Genomic DNA, 16188 nt, shown 5'->3' on the forward strand with positions numbered 1-16188 from the left:
TTAATGTTAGTCAGTAGACTGGATAATGAATACTTAACCGATATGCTGAAAAAACAATTAAGTGAGGACAGGAAAAATGATTGAACTAAACACAATAGGAAAACAATTAATAACAATCAGCACTGATGATTGGTGCGATGTTGAAGCTGAAATTAAAGTCGTGATTGATTTTGAACATCCAAAATTTAAAGAGGCTTTAATTACTATGTCAGCCTTTTGGTATGGTTGCCCATCCGAAAATGCGAGTATAGAAGAACATTTAGAATTTTTCCTGCCAATATTAGGTAGCCGTATTTATTATCTCGCACAAGATTATGGACAAAATCAAATTATAGACCAAATGAAAGGCGAAGAAGGATATTATCCTCTTGATGGTTCTTACGGTATTTTATTTCATAGTTATTCTGTTCCTGATATTGATTCAGATGATTTTGAAATAGTTGAAATGAAGCCTTTTCTGGATAAGGATTAAATCAAAATCAATATTAAAGCCTATTTACAGCCCATTGATAGTGGGCTGAATAATGGGTTTTAAGGAGTAACACAATGAAATGCAAATGCCCTGCTTGTGGTGCGGTGAATTCTTTAGATAGCTTAGTGGCAAATGAAAAAGCCCGCGAGGCGTTACAGTTAGCCTTAGCAGTGAGTGGTGAGCTAGGTAAAGGCTTAATCGGCTATTTAGGCTTATTTCGCCCAGCTAAAACCTCGCTCTCTTTTGACCGAGTATCCACCTTATTAAGCGAGCTTTTGCCCTATATTGAACAAGGGGAAATCCAACGTGATGGACAAGGTTATCCTGCACCAGTGGAAGCGTGGATTTATGCTATTAACCAGACCTTAGCAAATCGGCATAATCTTAAATTGCCGATGAAAAGCCATGGCTATTTGTTTGAAATTATTAGCCGTTGGAAACCGCAAGCCAGTACACAGGTTGCCGTTTTCGCCGATAAACCAACAGTCAAACAAGGGCAATCAAAAACCTTAGGGGCATTACAACGCTTACAACAAATGAAAGGGGGCTAAATGTGGTTGCAAGATACCATTATTAACGGTTTATCAAGGTTAATTGTGCTACGCCTACAAAATTGCCCGCCTGAAGATGCAGTGGAATTAACGGTAAAAGTGTGGTTAGAGGCGATAACCTTTAAATTCCCCCACCTTGAGGAGAAACTGGATAGAAAACGGATTGAGCAAGCCTTTTTAAAGCTGTGCTGTGAATGTGAACGCTTTCCTACCCCCTCAATGCTTATTGAGCGAATGCCACCAAGAGAGATTATAGCACTGCCTGAACAGGAGTGGACGGAACAAGATAGACAAAAAGCTATTGAAAATATACAAAAATTACAGGGGATTTTAAAAAAATGTACAAAAGCAACCAACGTCAAGCGTTAATCGCGAAGATTCATATCGCCAAACATCAACTAAATATTGATGAAATTACCTATCGGCAAATGTTGATGGAGGCGGTAAAGAAAAATAGCTGTAAAGTGATGACCGTACCAGAGCTTACAAGAGTATTACATCATTTAGAACAACGGGGCTTTAAAGCGCGTCGGGGACGGGCAGGGAAATTTTATTCGCCATCATCAAGCAACGCTAAGGTAAATTCCAATATTGCCTTAAAAATTCGAGCGATTTGGATTGAGATGTATAAACAGGGAATTATTAGAGAGGGGTCAGAACAGGCATTAAATGCTTTTGTAAGAAATATCATTAATCCGTTAAGAGCAAAAGCTGGGTCAAATCTTTTAGTGTTTTCGGTGGCTTCTTTGAAAGATGCGGAAGCCACATTGGTGTTAGAACGGTTGAAAAAATGGCAAGGGAGGTACAATAATGGGTAATGATATTAGTACATTTGAAAATAAAGCGCCAGAAATCTTAGTTGATTTAGCCGAGCATATTAAAATGGCGTTGATGGATAAGCATAAGATGAGCAACGAGCAAGCCATGCAAACGGGGATTGATATTGCGCAAAAAATTGCGAAAGATTGGGGCGGAGAGGTAATTTATATTCCACGTGCCATTTTATTTACCTTAAATGAGCGAGATCTAAAAATCTGGCGGGAGTTTAATGGTTTTAATCATCGTGAACTTGCCCGTAAATATGGCGTATCCATGCAATGGGTTTATCAAATTGTGAAACGGATACAAAAAGAAGAAATAGCTAAACGGCAAGTAGATATGTTTGCTGATGAAGAAAACGCCTGATAAGGCGTTTTTTTATAGCTAACTTAATTCAGTTGGCGTATTATTTATAATGATCTATCAACTATTTAAGGAGAAACTAATGAAAAAAATATTGACTTTAACATTAATATCCTTATTCCTATTAGGATGTAATGAGCAAGATCAAGACGCTCCAAAACAACAAGAAATGGATTCACTCAAACTGGCATTCATACATATTACACCCCAAAATTCAGGCTTAGCCGCACAGTGTGAACAAAAAAAAGTAGGGGAACGTTATTTTGCAGCTTGTAATTTTATGGGGGTAGGAAAACGCTCACAATTAAATTTATTTCTTTATGATAAAACTAAAGATCAAATAAAGCGTTTTTATGCGTTAAACGGAACAGCAATGCAAACTTATGATAGTCACTTAACTCAAGAGCCATTATTAGGAAATTATAAAGATACTTTTGGCTTACCAATGGAAAATGATATTGATTTTGGTAAGCTTCATCAAGCATTTGAAAATATGACAAAATAATGGTTTACATACAATAGTTTCTTTAAACCCCTTTAAAATCAAATTATTTAAATCCCCTTTAAACTCCCTTTAAAGCTATTTTAAAGGGAGTTTTTTATGACCCAAATCAACAAAATTGTGATCCACTGCTCTGCCACGCAAAATGGCAAGCTATTACGCAATAAAACCCTTACTGCCGCACAACGCATTGATGAATGGCACGCCAAAAGAGGCTTTAAACGTCAAACATGGCGAGCGAGTCAATTTAATCCCCATTTAAAACATATCGGCTACCACTATGTGATTGATACCGACGGCACAGTGGAAACAGGTCGAAAAGTAGGCGAAACAGGCGCACACATTAAAGGACACAATCAAGGCTCTATCGGCATTTGTCTGGTAGGCGGTATTAGCATTGACGGTAAAAACTATGGTCGCTATACCGCCAAACAGTGGCAGGCTTTACATCGTTTATTGTGTGAACTGGAAGCCAGTTATCCTCATGCTCGTATTTATGGACACCGTGATTTATCGCCTGATTTAAACGGTGATGGCACTATTACCCCCAATGAATGGGTTAAGGCTTGCCCTTGTTTTGATGTTTGGAGTTGGCTGGATAGTGGCGAAGTGATTAATGTTGATCATTTATTTAAGGATTAAGTATGGAATATTTATTTGCATCCGTTTGTGTTGCCTGCTCGGCTTATTTATTAGGAATGGAAAGTGCTTATTGGGGTTGGTTCTTATTTATGGCATTTCTTGCGGTGGTTTTTTGAGGTATGTATGAAATTATCTGAATTATTTACCAATGATAACGGACGTTTATCAACCACAGGTTTTATCCAGTTTTTCGGTGCCTTGTTAATGGCAGGGATTTTAGTGTTTTGTGTTTGGCTTGATCGGGCTTATGTGCCAGAACTGTTTATGACTTTTGCCATTTTCTGCGGCGGAGGTGTTGCTACTAAAGGCTTTGCTAATGCCTTAAATAAAGGAGCAAAACAATGACAATGTTATTAACAGGAATTTTACTGCTGGGCGGTTTAGCAGGCTTTGCCTATTGGAAAATAGGATCGCTTACTCGCCAACTGCAAAAGCAACAACAAGCCTTAAACCAAATTAAAGCGGAGGCTGCCGCACTCAATAAGGAGTTAAAAAATGCCAAACTTGCGAAAAAAATTGCTCAAACGCACCGCACTTTGTCTGATGACGATATTAATCGCCAGTTGCGAAAGCAAGGTGCATTACGTGATTAGCGGTTGTAGTGCCTTTGGTTTGATTTATGCCAGTGCAAAAGACACGACGGAAACCAAACGGCAGGTATTAAGTCATAACCAACTATACCAAACACTTTGCCAACAGGAGCAAACAGAAAAATGATAGAAATCTGGGAATTTATTCGTAGCCATTTTGCGATTATCTCAACGGTCATTGGCTTGGTGGGGGCGACATTTTGGCTAAAAATGGACAGCAAATATGCCAAAAAAGGTGATGTGGGGGCGTTATCGGACACCATTGAGCATTATGATAAACGCTTAAATCAACTGGAAACCAAGGTAGATAATTTACCCACCGCACAAGATGTAGCACGCCTTGAATTATTGATGACCGAGATCAAAGGCGAAACCAAATCGACCAATGCCCAGATGAAAGCCATTAATCATCAAGTAGGCTTATTAATTGAAGATAAAGTATTAAGAAAGGATTAAGCTATGCGAACCATTTTTACCGAAGACCAACGATTAGTGATATTACGTTCATTGCTTGAGGCGGGCTATGACGCCAATGAGAGTATTTTAGATGATTGCTTAGAGATTTATGGGCATAACGTTAGCCGAGATGTGGTGCGTAATCATTTGCTGTGGTTAGAAGAGCAAGGCTTAGTAACCATTAAACGGCTTACCAATGATTACTTTGTCGCCAGCTTGACCCAACGTGGCGCAGATGTGGCACGTGGGCAAGCCATTGTGGCAGGGGTCAAACGCCCAACGCCACGAGCCTAAGGGGGCGAGAATGGATAAAGCAAAACGTGGGCGTGCCAGCAAAATTGATTTATTGCCACCGAATATCAAAACCCAACTCGCAATGATGTTGCGTGATAAGCAGTTTTCGCAAAGTGAAATTTTAGCCGAAATTAACGATTTAATCCGTGATTGTGGACTGCCTGACAGTGCTTTACTCAGCAAAACAGGGCTAAACCGTTATGCCAACCGTATGGAGCAAATGGCAAGCAAAATCCGCAATGCCCGTGAAGTGGCGGAGATTTGGACAAAGCAGTTTGGCGAAGCGCCCCAGTCCGATATTGGTAAGTTGCTAATGGAGATGGTAAAAAATATCGCCTTTGAAACCTCTATCGGTATGAGCGAAAACGGCACCGATGCGAAAGATTTAGCCTTGCTTGCCAGTGCGGTACAACGATTAGAGCAAGCAGAAAGTTTAAGTTTTAAACGTGAGCAGGCGATTCGCCAAGAAACCATTAAGCGTGCGGCGGAAGCAGTAGAAAATGCAGGCAAGCAAATGGGGGCGAATATGGACGATGTGGCGAAAATGGTTAAGGCAGTCTATGGCATTGAATAATACCCTTCTTTACCCCTATCAGAAACGTTGGCTAAATGATAAAAGCCGTTTTAAAGTGGCTATGTTTGCTCGCCAAACAGGTAAAACCTTTACCACTACCTTGGAAATTGTGTTGGATTGTTTAGAAGCGGAAATGCGTGGCGAGAAAACACGTTGGGTGATTTTATCGCGGGGTGAGCGTCAAGCTAAAGAGGCAATGAATGAGGGAATAAAACGTCATCTTGAGGCAATGGGCGTAGTGTGTGAAGTGCTTGAAGTCCCTTTTAAAGAGGATACCACCATTAATGCCCTTGAGGTGGTTTTTCCTAAGGGGTCAAAAATTACCGCTTTGCCTGCCAATCCTGATACGGCTAGGGGCTTTTCTGCCAATGTGTTTTTAGATGAGTTTGCCTTTCATCAAAATAGCCGAGAGATTTGGAAAGCGCTGTTTCCTGTGATTTCAGCAGGTTGGAAGTTGCGGGTGGTATCTACGCCCAACGGCAAAGGCAATAAGTTTTATGAGCTGATGACGGATGTGAATAACCGTCAATGGTCTCGCCATGAAGTAGATATTTATCAATCGGTGGCAGAGGGTTTGCCTCGTGATATTGAGCAATTACGCCAAGGGCTAAATGATGAAGACGCTTGGGCGCAAGAGTTTGAATTGCAATGGTTAGACGAGGCAAGCAGCTGGCTATCTTATGACTTAATTGATGGGGTGGAACACCCTCAAGCAGGCATTGCCGAGTATTACACAGGCAACCCTTGTTTTGTGGGTATGGATATTGCGGTGCGCGGCGATTTAACGGTGATTTGGGTATTAGAGCTGGTGGGCGATATTTATTGGACGAGGGAAATTCTCTGTCTAAAACGGGTTTCTTTACGGGAACAATTAGCCGAACTAGAGCGAGTATTTGCCTCATATCGGGTTATTCGCTGTTGCCTTGACCAAACAGGTATGGGCGAGAAAATGGTGGAAGATGCCAAGTATCAACACGGCAATAATCGGGTGCAAGGGGTGCTATTTAATCTTGCTACTAAACTCAATATGGCAACCCTTGGTAAGCAAGCCTTTGAAGACCGTCAAATTCGTATTCCTCAAGGGGATCAAGCCCTCAGAGAAGATTTGCATAAATTAAAGAAAGTCACCAGTGCCACAGGGCAAGCCCGTTTTATCGCTGAAAGCGATAGTCAGGGACACGCCGATAGAACTTGGGCGTGCTTTTTAGCCTTATTGGCGGCAGAAGAGTCGGTATTAGTGCCAAGCAAAGCCAGCAGTCGGCGAGAACGTACCAGCCGTGCATTAACAAAAGGATATTAATATGGCAAAAAAACAAGATTTAGTCAGCCTTATCGCCAGTCGAGCCAAAGCCTTTGATTTTTGGTCATTTATGCATTATTTGCCTAATCCTGATCCTGTGTTGAAAAAAATGGGGCGGGATATTTCGGTTTATCGGGAAATTTTAGCCGATAGCCACGTGGGCGGTTGCATTAAACGGCGTAAAGCAGCGATTAAGGGCTTGGAGTGGCGATTAACCACCACAGGCAATGAGCAGGTTGATGAAGCCTTAATGGCATGGTTTGAAACCTTGCCATTAAATACCCTGATCACCCAGATTCTTGATGCGGGCTTATTTGGTTATCAAGTCATGGAAGTGATGTGGCAGAACCAGCAAGGGATTTGGTTGCCTACTGACATTGTGGGTAAACCACAGGAATGGTTTGTCTTTGATGAAGATAATCAGCTTAAATTACGCACTAAAGACAATATTTGGGGCGAGCCTTTACCTGAAATGAAGTTTTTATTAACCACTAACCAAGCTGACTATACCAACCCTTATGGCAAAGCTGATTTAGCTTTATGCTTTTGGGCGGCAACCTTTAAAAAGGGCGGGCTTAAATTTTGGCTAGAGTTTGTGGAAAAATATGCCACGCCGTTTTTAGTGGGAAAACACCCTCGCCAAGCTCAGTATAATGAAATTGATGAGCTACTGGATAGCCTTGAAGCGATGGTGGGTAATGCGGTAGCGGCTATTCCTGATGACAGCAGCATTAGTATTTTGGAAAGTGGCAGTAAAAGCGGTTCTTCTGAAGTCTTTGATGCCTTTTTACGCTATTGTAAATCTGAAATTTCGGTGGCTTTACTGGGGCAAGACCAAACCACAGAAGCAGACAGCAATCGTGCCAGTGCCACTATTGGTTTAGAGGTCACTCGCGCCATTCGTGATGATGATGCCCGTTTGGTGGAGACCACCTTTAACCAGTTATTACAGTGGATTTGCCAACTGAATTATTCTGTCAACCAATTACCAAAATTTGAGTTATATGAGCAAGAAAGCATTGATACCGCCCAAGTAGAGCGTGATGAAAAGCTCTATCAAATGGGGGTACGCTTTAGCCCTCAATATCTGGTGCGAACCTATGGCTTTGAGCAGGGGGATATTGAGCTAGCAAAGGCGGATAAAGAACCAAATCAACAAAGTGCGGTGCTAAAAAGCAGTGATTTTAGTGAGGCTCAGAAGCCGTTATCCATTGCAGATCAACTGGTGGATCAGTTAGCCAATACGGGCGAACCTATGATAGATCAATGGTTGCAGGGGGTTAGGGACAAATTAAGCCAAGCAGAAAGCCTTGAGGATTTTCGTAGCCAATTAGACAGCCTGATTCCCGAGCTTTCCTTTGCCGAGTATTCACAACTATTAGCTCAAACCGCCACCTTAGCGCAATTAGCAGGGCGTGAGTCTGTGCAAGCGGAACAACAAGCCAAAGGCAAAAAATCGGAGCAAAGCAATGGATAACTTTGTTTTTGAAAATCAAGCTCGCTATTTTGCCAAAAAGCTGAATTTACCCACCCATAGCTATTTAGATATTTTAGGCAAAGAGCATGATTATTTTTTTGTGGTGGCAGGGGCGCATCGTAATGAGGTGTTAGGAGCCCTTCGGCAAGCAGTAGATGATGCCATTGAGCAAGGGGAAACCTTAGAAGCCTTTCGCCAACGCTTTGATGAGATTGTGGCAAAAACAGGTTGGCAATACCAAGGCGGTCGCAACTGGCGGACAAGGATTATTTATGACACTAATGTTTATGCCTCTTATAACCGCGGACGGCTTGAGCAGCATTTAGCGTTGGCGGAGGTGTTGCCTTATTGGGAGTATCAACATAATGATAACGCTCACCCACGCCAAGCGCATATTGATTTAGATGGTACCATTTTGCCCGCCACCGATCCCTTTTGGCGGTACTACTACCCCATTAAGGCTTATGGTTGCCATTGTACGGTAGTCGCACACGATGAAGCGGATTTAAAAGCCATGGGCAAAACCTTAAGTGCTTCTCCGCCGATTGAATATGTGGATAAACGGGTGGGCGTTCGTTCTGGCAATCCTCGCTGGGTCAGTGTGCCGAAAGGCTATGATGTGGGCTTTAGCCCCTATGATTTTAATCAGCTCACGGCTAGCCGTGATGCCGATATTGATAAAGTGTTGATGCAAAAGCTAGTAAGCAGTGAGCCTAGATTTGCCGATTTATTATTGCGTGATGTGCTAAAAACCACGTCAGCCACTACTATGCTTAATCAGTCAATGCGGACAATGGTACAACAGGTGTCAACGGAAAAAGTGGCTCGTGGGCAATTAAAATATGTGGGGACGTTACCCCATCAAGTGACAGAGCGTTTAACTCGCTTAGATAGAACCCCACAAACCGCAGTGATTGCGGTGCGTGATCAGGATATTCTGCACGCCCTGCGAGAAAGCAAACAAGCCAAGCAGTTAAGTTTGCCCGAAGCCTTTTGGTATAACCTGCCTGAAAAACTGCAACAGCCCAAAGCGATTTTATTGCAGACCGATCGCTCAGGCAAAGACAATTTACTGTATATTTTTGAGACGGAGCAAGGCAAGGTGGCAGTGAAATTGGATTATGAAGTGAAATTAAAAGATCCATTATCAGGGAAAAAGCTGACACATAAATTGAATTTAGTTAGGACAGGTTCAATAATCAACTCCGATTTAGATTGGATAAACTTGAAAAAATCTTATCAATTATTATGGGGAAGTTTAGATTAGCCACAGTTTGCCTGATTCGAACAGGATAATACGGGCGACAAACCAATCGTAACCTTTCCAGTAGGAAACCCCTGTGGCTGACTAAATCATACGCTTTTATTGTTTTTTAATCAATCATAAACGAGCTAAACCAATGATAAAAATTACCCTTGATGATAAACAAGCTAATCAGCAACTACGGCGTATTGCTAATCAATTAAAAAAACCTCGTTTACTTTATGGTGTATTAGGCGAAACCTTAAAGAAACTGCATAAAGAACGCTTTAAGCAAGAGATCAGCCCCGAGGGTAAAAAGTGGCGAGCCTTATCGCCTGCCACGCTGGCGCAAAAAGGCAAACGAGGCAAAAGCCTGAAAATCCTACGCCAAGATGGTTATTTAAGTGATAAAACCGCCTATAACTATGATGATAAACGCTTGGAGTTTGGTAGCTCTGCCAAATATGCTCGCTTGCATCAATTTGGCGGCAAAGCGGGCAGAGGGCGGAAAGTGCTTATTCCTGCCCGTCCTTGGTTGGGGGTAACTGAACAAGATAAGCAAAGATTATTGCAGAAAGCCACCGCACTTTTACGCCGTCAGTTAAGTCAAAAATGACGCTAATACATAGTGCATTGGCAATGTTGTATCATTGCGATTTTAATCAAATAGCCTAAGCGTTTAGGCTGCCTGAAAAGCCTTGATGACTTTTTGCCGTTTTAAGCTGTTTTTAGCCGTTTTTTGCTTTCAGGTAGCCTTAGGTATTCGTCAAAAAATTTAAACAATCCTTGAGCAATTTAAACGGCATTTAAACGGGTCAGAGGACAGAAGACGGAAGACAGAGGACTGATGTTGACAGTAGTCAGTTAACAGTAATCAGTCTGGATACTGTTTTCAGGTTACTGTTCACTTCTGTCCTCTGTCTTCCGTCCTCTGTCTTCTGCCCTCTGAAATCTTTAAAGCCCTTTAAAAGCCTTTTCTTTTCCCTTTCGCCATAATGTTCCGCATTAAGGAGAACATTATGCCGTTAATTGACATTTTTAGAGCAGGTAAACGCCCTGACCGTTTTGGGCAGGAATACCATTTTACCTGTGCGGATTTGCAGCAGGTCGCTGACAACTATGATCCTGATTTTCACGAAGCCCCTTTGGTAATCGGACATCCTAGCCATAATCACCCTGCTTGGGGCTGGGTCAAAGCCTTGCAAGTAGAGGGCGATATTTTAAAAGCCCAAGTAGCGCAATTAGATCCTGATTTTGCCGAGATGGTGCAAGCGGGACGTTTTAAGAAAGTCTCTGCATCGTTCTATTTGCCTGATAGCCCAGCCAATCCCAAACAAGGGGTATTGATGTTACGCCACGTGGGCTTTTTGGGGGCAATGCCGCCTGCGGTGAAAGGCTTAAAACAAGTGGAATTTAGTGATGATGAGCAAGGGATTGTGGATTTTTGTGATAGCGAGCAAGCCCCTTGTACTCAAGTCCACTCCGAGCAACCTATTTCAACTCAACCCCAACAAGGAGAACCTTTAATGACAGAAGAAGAAATTAAGGCAATGCAAGCGGAAAATGCTTTGTTAAAAGCAGAAAAGCAACGCCTTGAGCAAGAAAAAGCCGAGCAGGCTTTAAACGCCGTCAAACAAGCCAATGCTGATTTTGCCGAAGGCTTAGTGAAAGAAGGCAAACTTGCCCCTGTGGTCAAAGCGCCATTGCTTTCGGCGTTAAATAACTTGGCGGAAATCAGCGCAGGGCGTGAGCCTGAGTTTAATGAGGGCGAAGATATTTTAAGCCAATTTAAAACCGCACTGGCGGCAAGCCCTGTGCTTTTAGAGTTTGGCGAAGTGGCGGACAAAGAGAAAGTCGCAAGCCAACAAACGGATTGTGTGGAATATGCAGAAGGCACTGATCCTGCGTCTATTGAGGCAGATAAGGCTATTCGTCAGTATATGACCGAACACAATGTTGATTACACCACAGCGTTTAATGCGTTATACCATTAAGGAGACATTATGACTAAAACCCACGACCTTGCCAAATTACGTGTGCAAGACCCTGTTTTAACCCAATTAGCTCAAGGCTATCGCAACAATGAACTGATTTGTGAAACCTTAATGCCTGTGGTGGAAATTGACAAAGAGGCAGGCAAAATCCCGCAGTTTGGACGTTTAGCTTTCAGGCTGCCTAATACGGTGCGTAGCTTACGTGGTTCCTCAAACCGTTTAGATCCTGAAGATATTAGCGCCATTGATGTGGCATTAGAAGAGCATGATGTGGAATATGCCATTGACTATCGTGAAGAAAATGAAGCCATTTTCTCCTTACGCCAATATGCCTTACAGACCACGCAAGATGTGATTGCCTTAGGGCGTGAAGTGGAAGTCGCCACCTTAGCGCAAAATGACAACAGTTATGATATGACCAATAAAATCGCTTTAAGCGGCACGTCACAATTTAGTGATCCCCAATCTGATCCCTTTAAAGTGATTGCGGATGGGGTGCGAACCATTAAACGTACCATTGGGCGTAAGCCGAATGTTTGTGTGATTGCAGGCGATGTCTGGCAGGTACTTAAAGAGCATCCAAAAGTCATCGAGAAAATCAAATATGTGCAAGTGGGCATTATTACCCCTGAAATCTTTGCCAAATTAATCAATGTGGAACAAGTGAAAATTGGTGAGGCAGTGAAAGAGGAAAGCAATGTGCTCAAAGATATTTGGAGCAAAACCATTGTACTGGCTTATGTGGCACCTCGCTCCACAGAGAAAAAAGGCACAGTCTATGAGCCTTCTTATGGTTACACCGTACGCCGTAAACAAGGCTTGTTTGTGGATACCTATAAAGAGCAAGGCGGTAAATTAGAGGTGATTCGTTGTACCGATATTCATAAACCGCATTTAGTGGGCAAAGCGGCAGGCTATTTGATTAAGGACTGTATTGCCTGATTTAAAGGTGCATTAAACCGCATTTAAAGCCCCTTTAAGTGCGGTCAAATTGACGAAAAATTTTTAAGGAGTAAACAATGAAAAACTATATTGTGACCGCTTCAATGGCCATTTTACATAATGGCAAACGCTATGAGCAAGGCGATCAGATTGAGCTTACCCCGCAACAGGCTGACAAGCTGGCGTTATATGTTGAGCTTGATCAGGAAGCAGAAAAAGCGCAACAAGCGGAAGCTAAACGTCTTGAAGCAGAGCGTAAAGCCAAAGAAAAAGTGGAAAAACAAGCTCAAACAAAGAAAAATGCCACAAAACAGGCGAATGCCACAGAGGATAAACAATAATGTATATCTCGGTACAGGATATAAAGGAAATCGTTAGCGAACCCACTTTAATTAGTCTCTCTAATGATACGTCACGCGCGACGGCGGTGGATGAAAGCGTGGTTGAACGAGCTTGTCAATATGCCAGTGAAATGGTGGATGGCTATTTACGTTCACGTTATCCCTTACCTTTAGTCCAAGTACCGACGATTGTGCGCCATATTTGCTTGTACTTAGCCCGATTTTGGCTTTATTCACGCCGTCCTGATGGCAAAGGCTTTCCAGACAATGTCAAGCAAACCTATGAGCAAGCCTTAAAAGATTTAGAGCGTATTCAAGCGGGTAAGTTGCATTTGGGCATTGCCGAGCAAAGGGAAGCTAGCCAGCCTACTAGCCTAAAATTTAAAGCCAAAGCCCCAGCCAAACTGGATTTATCAGGATATTAACCATGAGCCAAACCTTAACCATTTTAGACAGTATCAGGCAACGGCTATGGGATAAAACCCAATCCTTTAGCGTAGAGCTCTTTCCTGATGATTTAGCCCATTATCATTTAACCGATGAATATGGGGCGATTTTGGTGCAATACGCAGGCTCTGAGTTCGATAGCCTTGATAGTAGCGATATTATTCAGCAACGGCGAAAAATACAGGTGGCATTAACGGTCATTGCCCGTAGTCAACATCAAGATAATGGTGCATTAGCGGTATTAGATCAGATTAGGCTTGCCATTGTGGGCTTTAAGCCAACCCATTGCACCCCTTGTCATTTAATTAGCGAAGCCTTTGCGGGCGAGGAAGATGGGCTATGGCAATATCAACTGATGATCCAAACAGAAACCTGGCAAGTGGAGCAAATAGAGCAAGCCAGTTTAACCGCATTAAATACCATTCATATTCAGAAAAAAACATAGGAGACAACTTATGGCATTTCATCATGGCACCAAAACGGTGCGCGAAACAGGGGGCTCTGTCGCGGTAGAAACCGTTGATGGGGCAATTATTGGCATTGTTGGAACGGCACCCCTTGGGGCAGTCAATGAATTAACCTTATGCCAGACCAGCAAAGATTTTGCCCAATTTGGCACGATTATCAATCAAGGCTTTAGCTTGCCCGATGCTTTTGATATTTTAGCCCGTTATGCAGCAGGTAAGGTTTATGTGGTGAATGTGCTTGATCCCACCAAGCATAAAACGGAAATTACCGATGAAGTATTGACACAAGATAATGCCACATTGACCGCTTATACTACACAAAAAGCCTTGTTATCATTAACATTAAAGTCAGGAAGTGATGCACTCGTTGAAAATACTGACTATGTTGTGAACTTGCTGACGGGCGAAATTCAATTCAATAAAATTCATAACGATTTAAAAGCGACTTATCATTATGCTGATGCAAATAAAGTCACTGAGGACGAAATCAAGGGCGGAATTGACTCGGTAACAGGTAAGCGTAAAGGCTTTGAATTATTACGAGATGGTTTTAACTTATTTGGAGCAGACGCTAAGATCTTGCTTTGTCCTGATTATGATAATACCGCCAGTTGTGCGGCAGCCCTTGCGACCCTTGCCGAACAATTAAAAGCGGTGGCTTATATTCAGTTACCTAAAGGCACGAGCTTATCACAAGCGATTTCTGGACGGGGTCCACTCGGCACCATTAACGCTTCTGCCAGTTCAGAGCGGGTTCGCCACTTTTTCCCTTATGTGCAGGGTTCCCACAATACCCTTGAGAATTTAGCGGTACACGCCGCAGGTTTGCGGATGAAAGTGGATACCGAGCAAGGCTATTGGTTCTCTACTTCTAACCGTGCGTTACAAGGGGTGATTGGCTTAGAGATTCCGTTAACCGCCCGAGTAGATGATGAGCAATCAGAAACGAATTTACTCAATGCGGTGGGTATTACTACGGTGTTTAATAGCTTTGGTACAGGCTTTAGATTATGGGGTAACCGCTCTTCTAACTACCCTACAGTTACCCATATTATTAACTTTGAAACGGCATTGCGTACAGGGGATTTAATTGATGAAAGCATTCGTCGTTCGGAGTTGCAATATATTGACCGCCCAATTGATGAGGCGTTAATTGACAGCCTGATTGAAACGGTAGATACCTATTTACGTGCCTTGCCTTCTATTGTGGGTTATTCAGTCAGCCTTGATTATGACTACGATTTAGTCGATGCCTTTAGTAAAGGACAGGTGCCATTAAAATACGACTATACCCCGAAAATCCCTGCGGAGTTGATTACCAATAAATCGGTGATGACCCGTAAATATTTAGCCAATTTAGTCTCAAGTCGCTAGGAGGAAAAATGAGTACACAGATTAATCAGATTGTGAATGCCAATGTGTATATTGATGGCAATTCGCTATTGGGTAAGGCGAAAGAGTTTAAATTGCCTGATATTGAATTTGAATTTATTGAGCATAAAGGCTTAGGTTTACATGGTACCTTAAAACTGCCCGCGGGGATTAATGCACTTGAGGGAGAAGTGACTTGGGATAGTTTCTATCCTGAAGTGCGGATTAAAACCACGAATCCTTATAAGAATGTGCAGTTAATGGCACGTTCTAATTTACAGGTGTTTGATGCCCGTGGTTTGGTGGCAGAAGAGCCAATGGTTACCATTATGAATGTGAGTTTTAGCAAAACCACAGGCGGTAGCTTAAAGAACAAGGAAGCCACCGAGCATAATGATGCTTTCCAGATTTATTCTATTAAGCAAAGCGTGGCAGGCAGAGAAGTGTTCTTTGTGGATGTGTTTGCCAATATCTTCCGTATCAATGGCGAAGATGTGTTAGCCAAATACCGCACCAATATTGGGCAATAATCTTTAAAGTCCTTTAAAAGCCTTTTTTAAGCTGTTTGAGTAAACTCCTTGATGATGTTAATGATTAACCTATTCAAGGAGTTTTTTTATGGCAAATACCGCTCAACAAGTATTAAACAACCTACGTGTTCAAACCACTTATCAGTTGAAATACCCTATCCATCAGCCTGATGGTTCAGTCATTGAATCTTTACAAATCCGCCGTATAAAAGGCAGAGATTTACGAGATTTTGAAAGCCAACAATTTGATACAGAAAAAGACAACATTAAAATGGCGAATTTCTATATTTGCCGATTAACCAATATTTTACCTGAAGATTTAGATGAAATGGATAATGAAGATATACAGGCAATGACCGAAATTATCACTAAATTATTAACGGCGGGAAAGTCGGAAAATTAGCCGATTTGCAAGAAATCTTTGCGGATTTAGCATGGTGGTTCGGCTGGTCGCCCACAGAACTGATGGAATTAGATTTAGAGGATATTCCTAATTGGGTAGAACAGATGAACCGCCAAGTGAAAGCGGGTTATGTACGTTTATAAAGTCCGTAACCCCATTCCATAATTATTGCAAAGAGAAAAGATAAGGCGGCAACCACATAGCCAAGGGTTACGCCAAGTAATCCCACAACCAATGCCCAAATAAAGGTATAAATAAAGGCAAAAATGGACAGAGTCAGCATAGAGGCATCTACGGGTAATGCGGTCATAAGATAAAAAGCAAACCACAGAGCAAAGCCACCTACTGCACAGAAATATGTGGTTTTTGCAATAAGTTGAATGCGATCCATGTTCATTTTTTTCATCTGA

At 42.2% G+C, this 16188-nt stretch carries 27 protein-coding genes; 26 read left to right on the plus strand and 1 reads right to left on the minus strand.

Annotated features, from left to right (window positions below; all coding sequences use genetic code 11):
• Positions 1–76 precede the first annotated feature (76 nt).
• The 26 genes from EV694_RS09480 to EV694_RS09600 all read left to right on the plus strand — a co-directional run bounded on the left by EV694_RS09480 (position 77) and on the right by EV694_RS09600 (position 15921).
• The gene (locus EV694_RS09480; RefSeq protein WP_132691891.1) at positions 77–472 is read left to right on the plus strand and encodes a DUF2528 family protein; all 396 of its coding nucleotides are present in this window, start codon (positions 77–79) and stop codon (positions 470–472) included.
• A 74-nt stretch (positions 473–546) separates the two neighbouring features.
• On the plus strand, positions 547–1023 hold the full coding sequence (locus EV694_RS09485; protein WP_132691893.1) for a hypothetical protein: 477 nt from the start codon (positions 547–549) through the stop codon (positions 1021–1023).
• A complete protein-coding gene (locus EV694_RS09490; RefSeq protein ID WP_132691895.1) occupies positions 1024–1392 on the plus strand; it encodes a hypothetical protein in 369 nt (122 codons plus the stop codon).
• The gene (locus EV694_RS09495; RefSeq protein ID WP_132691897.1) at positions 1362–1841 is read left to right on the plus strand and encodes a gp16 family protein; all 480 of its coding nucleotides are present in this window, start codon (positions 1362–1364) and stop codon (positions 1839–1841) included. The genes EV694_RS09490 and EV694_RS09495 overlap by 31 nt, the downstream gene beginning before the upstream one ends.
• Positions 1834–2208 carry a Mor transcription activator family protein gene (locus EV694_RS09500; protein ID WP_132691899.1) on the plus strand — a complete coding sequence of 125 codons (375 nt, stop codon included), beginning with the start codon at positions 1834–1836 and terminating at the stop codon, positions 2206–2208. The genes EV694_RS09495 and EV694_RS09500 overlap by 8 nt, the downstream gene beginning before the upstream one ends.
• A gap of 79 nt (positions 2209–2287) precedes the next feature.
• On the plus strand, positions 2288–2710 hold the full coding sequence (locus tag EV694_RS09505) for a hypothetical protein (RefSeq protein WP_132691901.1): 423 nt from the start codon (positions 2288–2290) through the stop codon (positions 2708–2710).
• A gap of 96 nt (positions 2711–2806) precedes the next feature.
• Positions 2807–3349: an N-acetylmuramoyl-L-alanine amidase gene (locus EV694_RS09510; RefSeq protein WP_132691903.1), complete on the plus strand. Its 543-nt coding sequence runs from the start codon at positions 2807–2809 to the stop codon at positions 3347–3349.
• Positions 3350–3472: 123 nt separating this feature from the next.
• Complete coding sequence (locus tag EV694_RS09515; RefSeq protein ID WP_132691905.1) at positions 3473–3694, plus strand: DUF2644 domain-containing protein; 222 nt, start codon at positions 3473–3475, stop codon at positions 3692–3694.
• A complete protein-coding gene (locus EV694_RS09520) occupies positions 3691–3942 on the plus strand; it encodes a DUF2681 domain-containing protein (protein ID WP_132691907.1) in 252 nt (83 codons plus the stop codon). The genes EV694_RS09515 and EV694_RS09520 overlap by 4 nt, the downstream gene beginning before the upstream one ends.
• The gene (locus EV694_RS11060; RefSeq protein ID WP_279386855.1) at positions 3935–4066 is read left to right on the plus strand and encodes a hypothetical protein; all 132 of its coding nucleotides are present in this window, start codon (positions 3935–3937) and stop codon (positions 4064–4066) included. The genes EV694_RS09520 and EV694_RS11060 overlap by 8 nt, the downstream gene beginning before the upstream one ends.
• Positions 4063–4395: a DUF2730 domain-containing protein gene (locus EV694_RS09525; protein ID WP_132691909.1), complete on the plus strand. Its 333-nt coding sequence runs from the start codon at positions 4063–4065 to the stop codon at positions 4393–4395. Before EV694_RS11060 ends, EV694_RS09525 begins: the two co-directional genes overlap by 4 nt.
• A 3-nt stretch (positions 4396–4398) precedes the next feature.
• A complete protein-coding gene (locus EV694_RS09530; protein WP_132691911.1) occupies positions 4399–4689 on the plus strand; it encodes a VpaChn25_0724 family phage protein in 291 nt (96 codons plus the stop codon).
• A gap of 10 nt (positions 4690–4699) precedes the next feature.
• Positions 4700–5263: a DUF3486 family protein gene (locus tag EV694_RS09535; protein ID WP_132691913.1), complete on the plus strand. Its 564-nt coding sequence runs from the start codon at positions 4700–4702 to the stop codon at positions 5261–5263.
• The gene (locus EV694_RS09540) at positions 5190–6563 is read left to right on the plus strand and encodes a terminase large subunit domain-containing protein (RefSeq protein ID WP_243646018.1); all 1374 of its coding nucleotides are present in this window, start codon (positions 5190–5192) and stop codon (positions 6561–6563) included. Before EV694_RS09535 ends, EV694_RS09540 begins: the two co-directional genes overlap by 74 nt.
• A gap of 1 nt (position 6564) precedes the next feature.
• The gene (locus EV694_RS09545; RefSeq protein WP_132691915.1) at positions 6565–8040 is read left to right on the plus strand and encodes a DUF935 domain-containing protein; all 1476 of its coding nucleotides are present in this window, start codon (positions 6565–6567) and stop codon (positions 8038–8040) included.
• On the plus strand, positions 8033–9307 hold the full coding sequence (locus EV694_RS09550) for a phage head morphogenesis protein (protein ID WP_132691917.1): 1275 nt from the start codon (positions 8033–8035) through the stop codon (positions 9305–9307). Before EV694_RS09545 ends, EV694_RS09550 begins: the two co-directional genes overlap by 8 nt.
• A 133-nt stretch (positions 9308–9440) precedes the next feature.
• A complete protein-coding gene (locus EV694_RS09555) occupies positions 9441–9899 on the plus strand; it encodes a phage virion morphogenesis protein (protein ID WP_132691919.1) in 459 nt (152 codons plus the stop codon).
• Positions 9900–10302: 403 nt separating this feature from the next.
• Positions 10303–11277 carry a peptidase gene (locus tag EV694_RS09560; RefSeq protein ID WP_132691921.1) on the plus strand — a complete coding sequence of 325 codons (975 nt, stop codon included), beginning with the start codon at positions 10303–10305 and terminating at the stop codon, positions 11275–11277.
• 9 nt (positions 11278–11286) lie between these two features.
• The gene (locus tag EV694_RS09565) at positions 11287–12219 is read left to right on the plus strand and encodes a major capsid protein (RefSeq protein WP_132691923.1); all 933 of its coding nucleotides are present in this window, start codon (positions 11287–11289) and stop codon (positions 12217–12219) included.
• 77 nt (positions 12220–12296) lie between these two features.
• Positions 12297–12560 (plus strand): DUF7210 family protein, encoded by a 264-nt coding sequence (locus EV694_RS09570; RefSeq protein ID WP_132691925.1) that lies wholly within the window; start codon positions 12297–12299, stop codon positions 12558–12560.
• On the plus strand, positions 12560–12985 hold the full coding sequence (locus EV694_RS09575; RefSeq protein ID WP_132691927.1) for a DUF1320 domain-containing protein: 426 nt from the start codon (positions 12560–12562) through the stop codon (positions 12983–12985). The genes EV694_RS09570 and EV694_RS09575 overlap by 1 nt, the downstream gene beginning before the upstream one ends.
• Before the next feature lie 2 nt (positions 12986–12987).
• Positions 12988–13452 carry a Gp37 family protein gene (locus EV694_RS09580; RefSeq protein ID WP_132691929.1) on the plus strand — a complete coding sequence of 155 codons (465 nt, stop codon included), beginning with the start codon at positions 12988–12990 and terminating at the stop codon, positions 13450–13452.
• 10 nt (positions 13453–13462) lie between these two features.
• The gene (locus tag EV694_RS09585; protein WP_132691931.1) at positions 13463–14848 is read left to right on the plus strand and encodes a phage tail sheath family protein; all 1386 of its coding nucleotides are present in this window, start codon (positions 13463–13465) and stop codon (positions 14846–14848) included.
• Between the two features lie 8 nt (positions 14849–14856).
• A complete protein-coding gene (locus EV694_RS09590) occupies positions 14857–15375 on the plus strand; it encodes a phage major tail tube protein (RefSeq protein WP_132691933.1) in 519 nt (172 codons plus the stop codon).
• An 88-nt stretch (positions 15376–15463) separates the two neighbouring features.
• Positions 15464–15778 carry a phage tail assembly protein gene (locus EV694_RS09595; protein ID WP_132691935.1) on the plus strand — a complete coding sequence of 105 codons (315 nt, stop codon included), beginning with the start codon at positions 15464–15466 and terminating at the stop codon, positions 15776–15778.
• 5 nt (positions 15779–15783) lie between these two features.
• Positions 15784–15921: a GpE family phage tail protein gene (locus EV694_RS09600; protein ID WP_243646019.1), complete on the plus strand. Its 138-nt coding sequence runs from the start codon at positions 15784–15786 to the stop codon at positions 15919–15921.
• Here the strand turns inward: EV694_RS09600 and EV694_RS09605 are convergent.
• A complete protein-coding gene (locus tag EV694_RS09605) occupies positions 15906–16184 on the minus strand; it encodes a hypothetical protein (protein ID WP_132691937.1) in 279 nt (92 codons plus the stop codon). The genes EV694_RS09600 and EV694_RS09605 overlap by 16 nt on opposite strands.
• Between the last annotated feature and the right edge of the window lie 4 nt (positions 16185–16188).

This window comes from Volucribacter psittacicida, assembly GCF_004339025.1.
GTDB classification, from domain to species: Bacteria; Pseudomonadota; Gammaproteobacteria; order Enterobacterales; family Pasteurellaceae; genus Volucribacter; species Volucribacter psittacicida.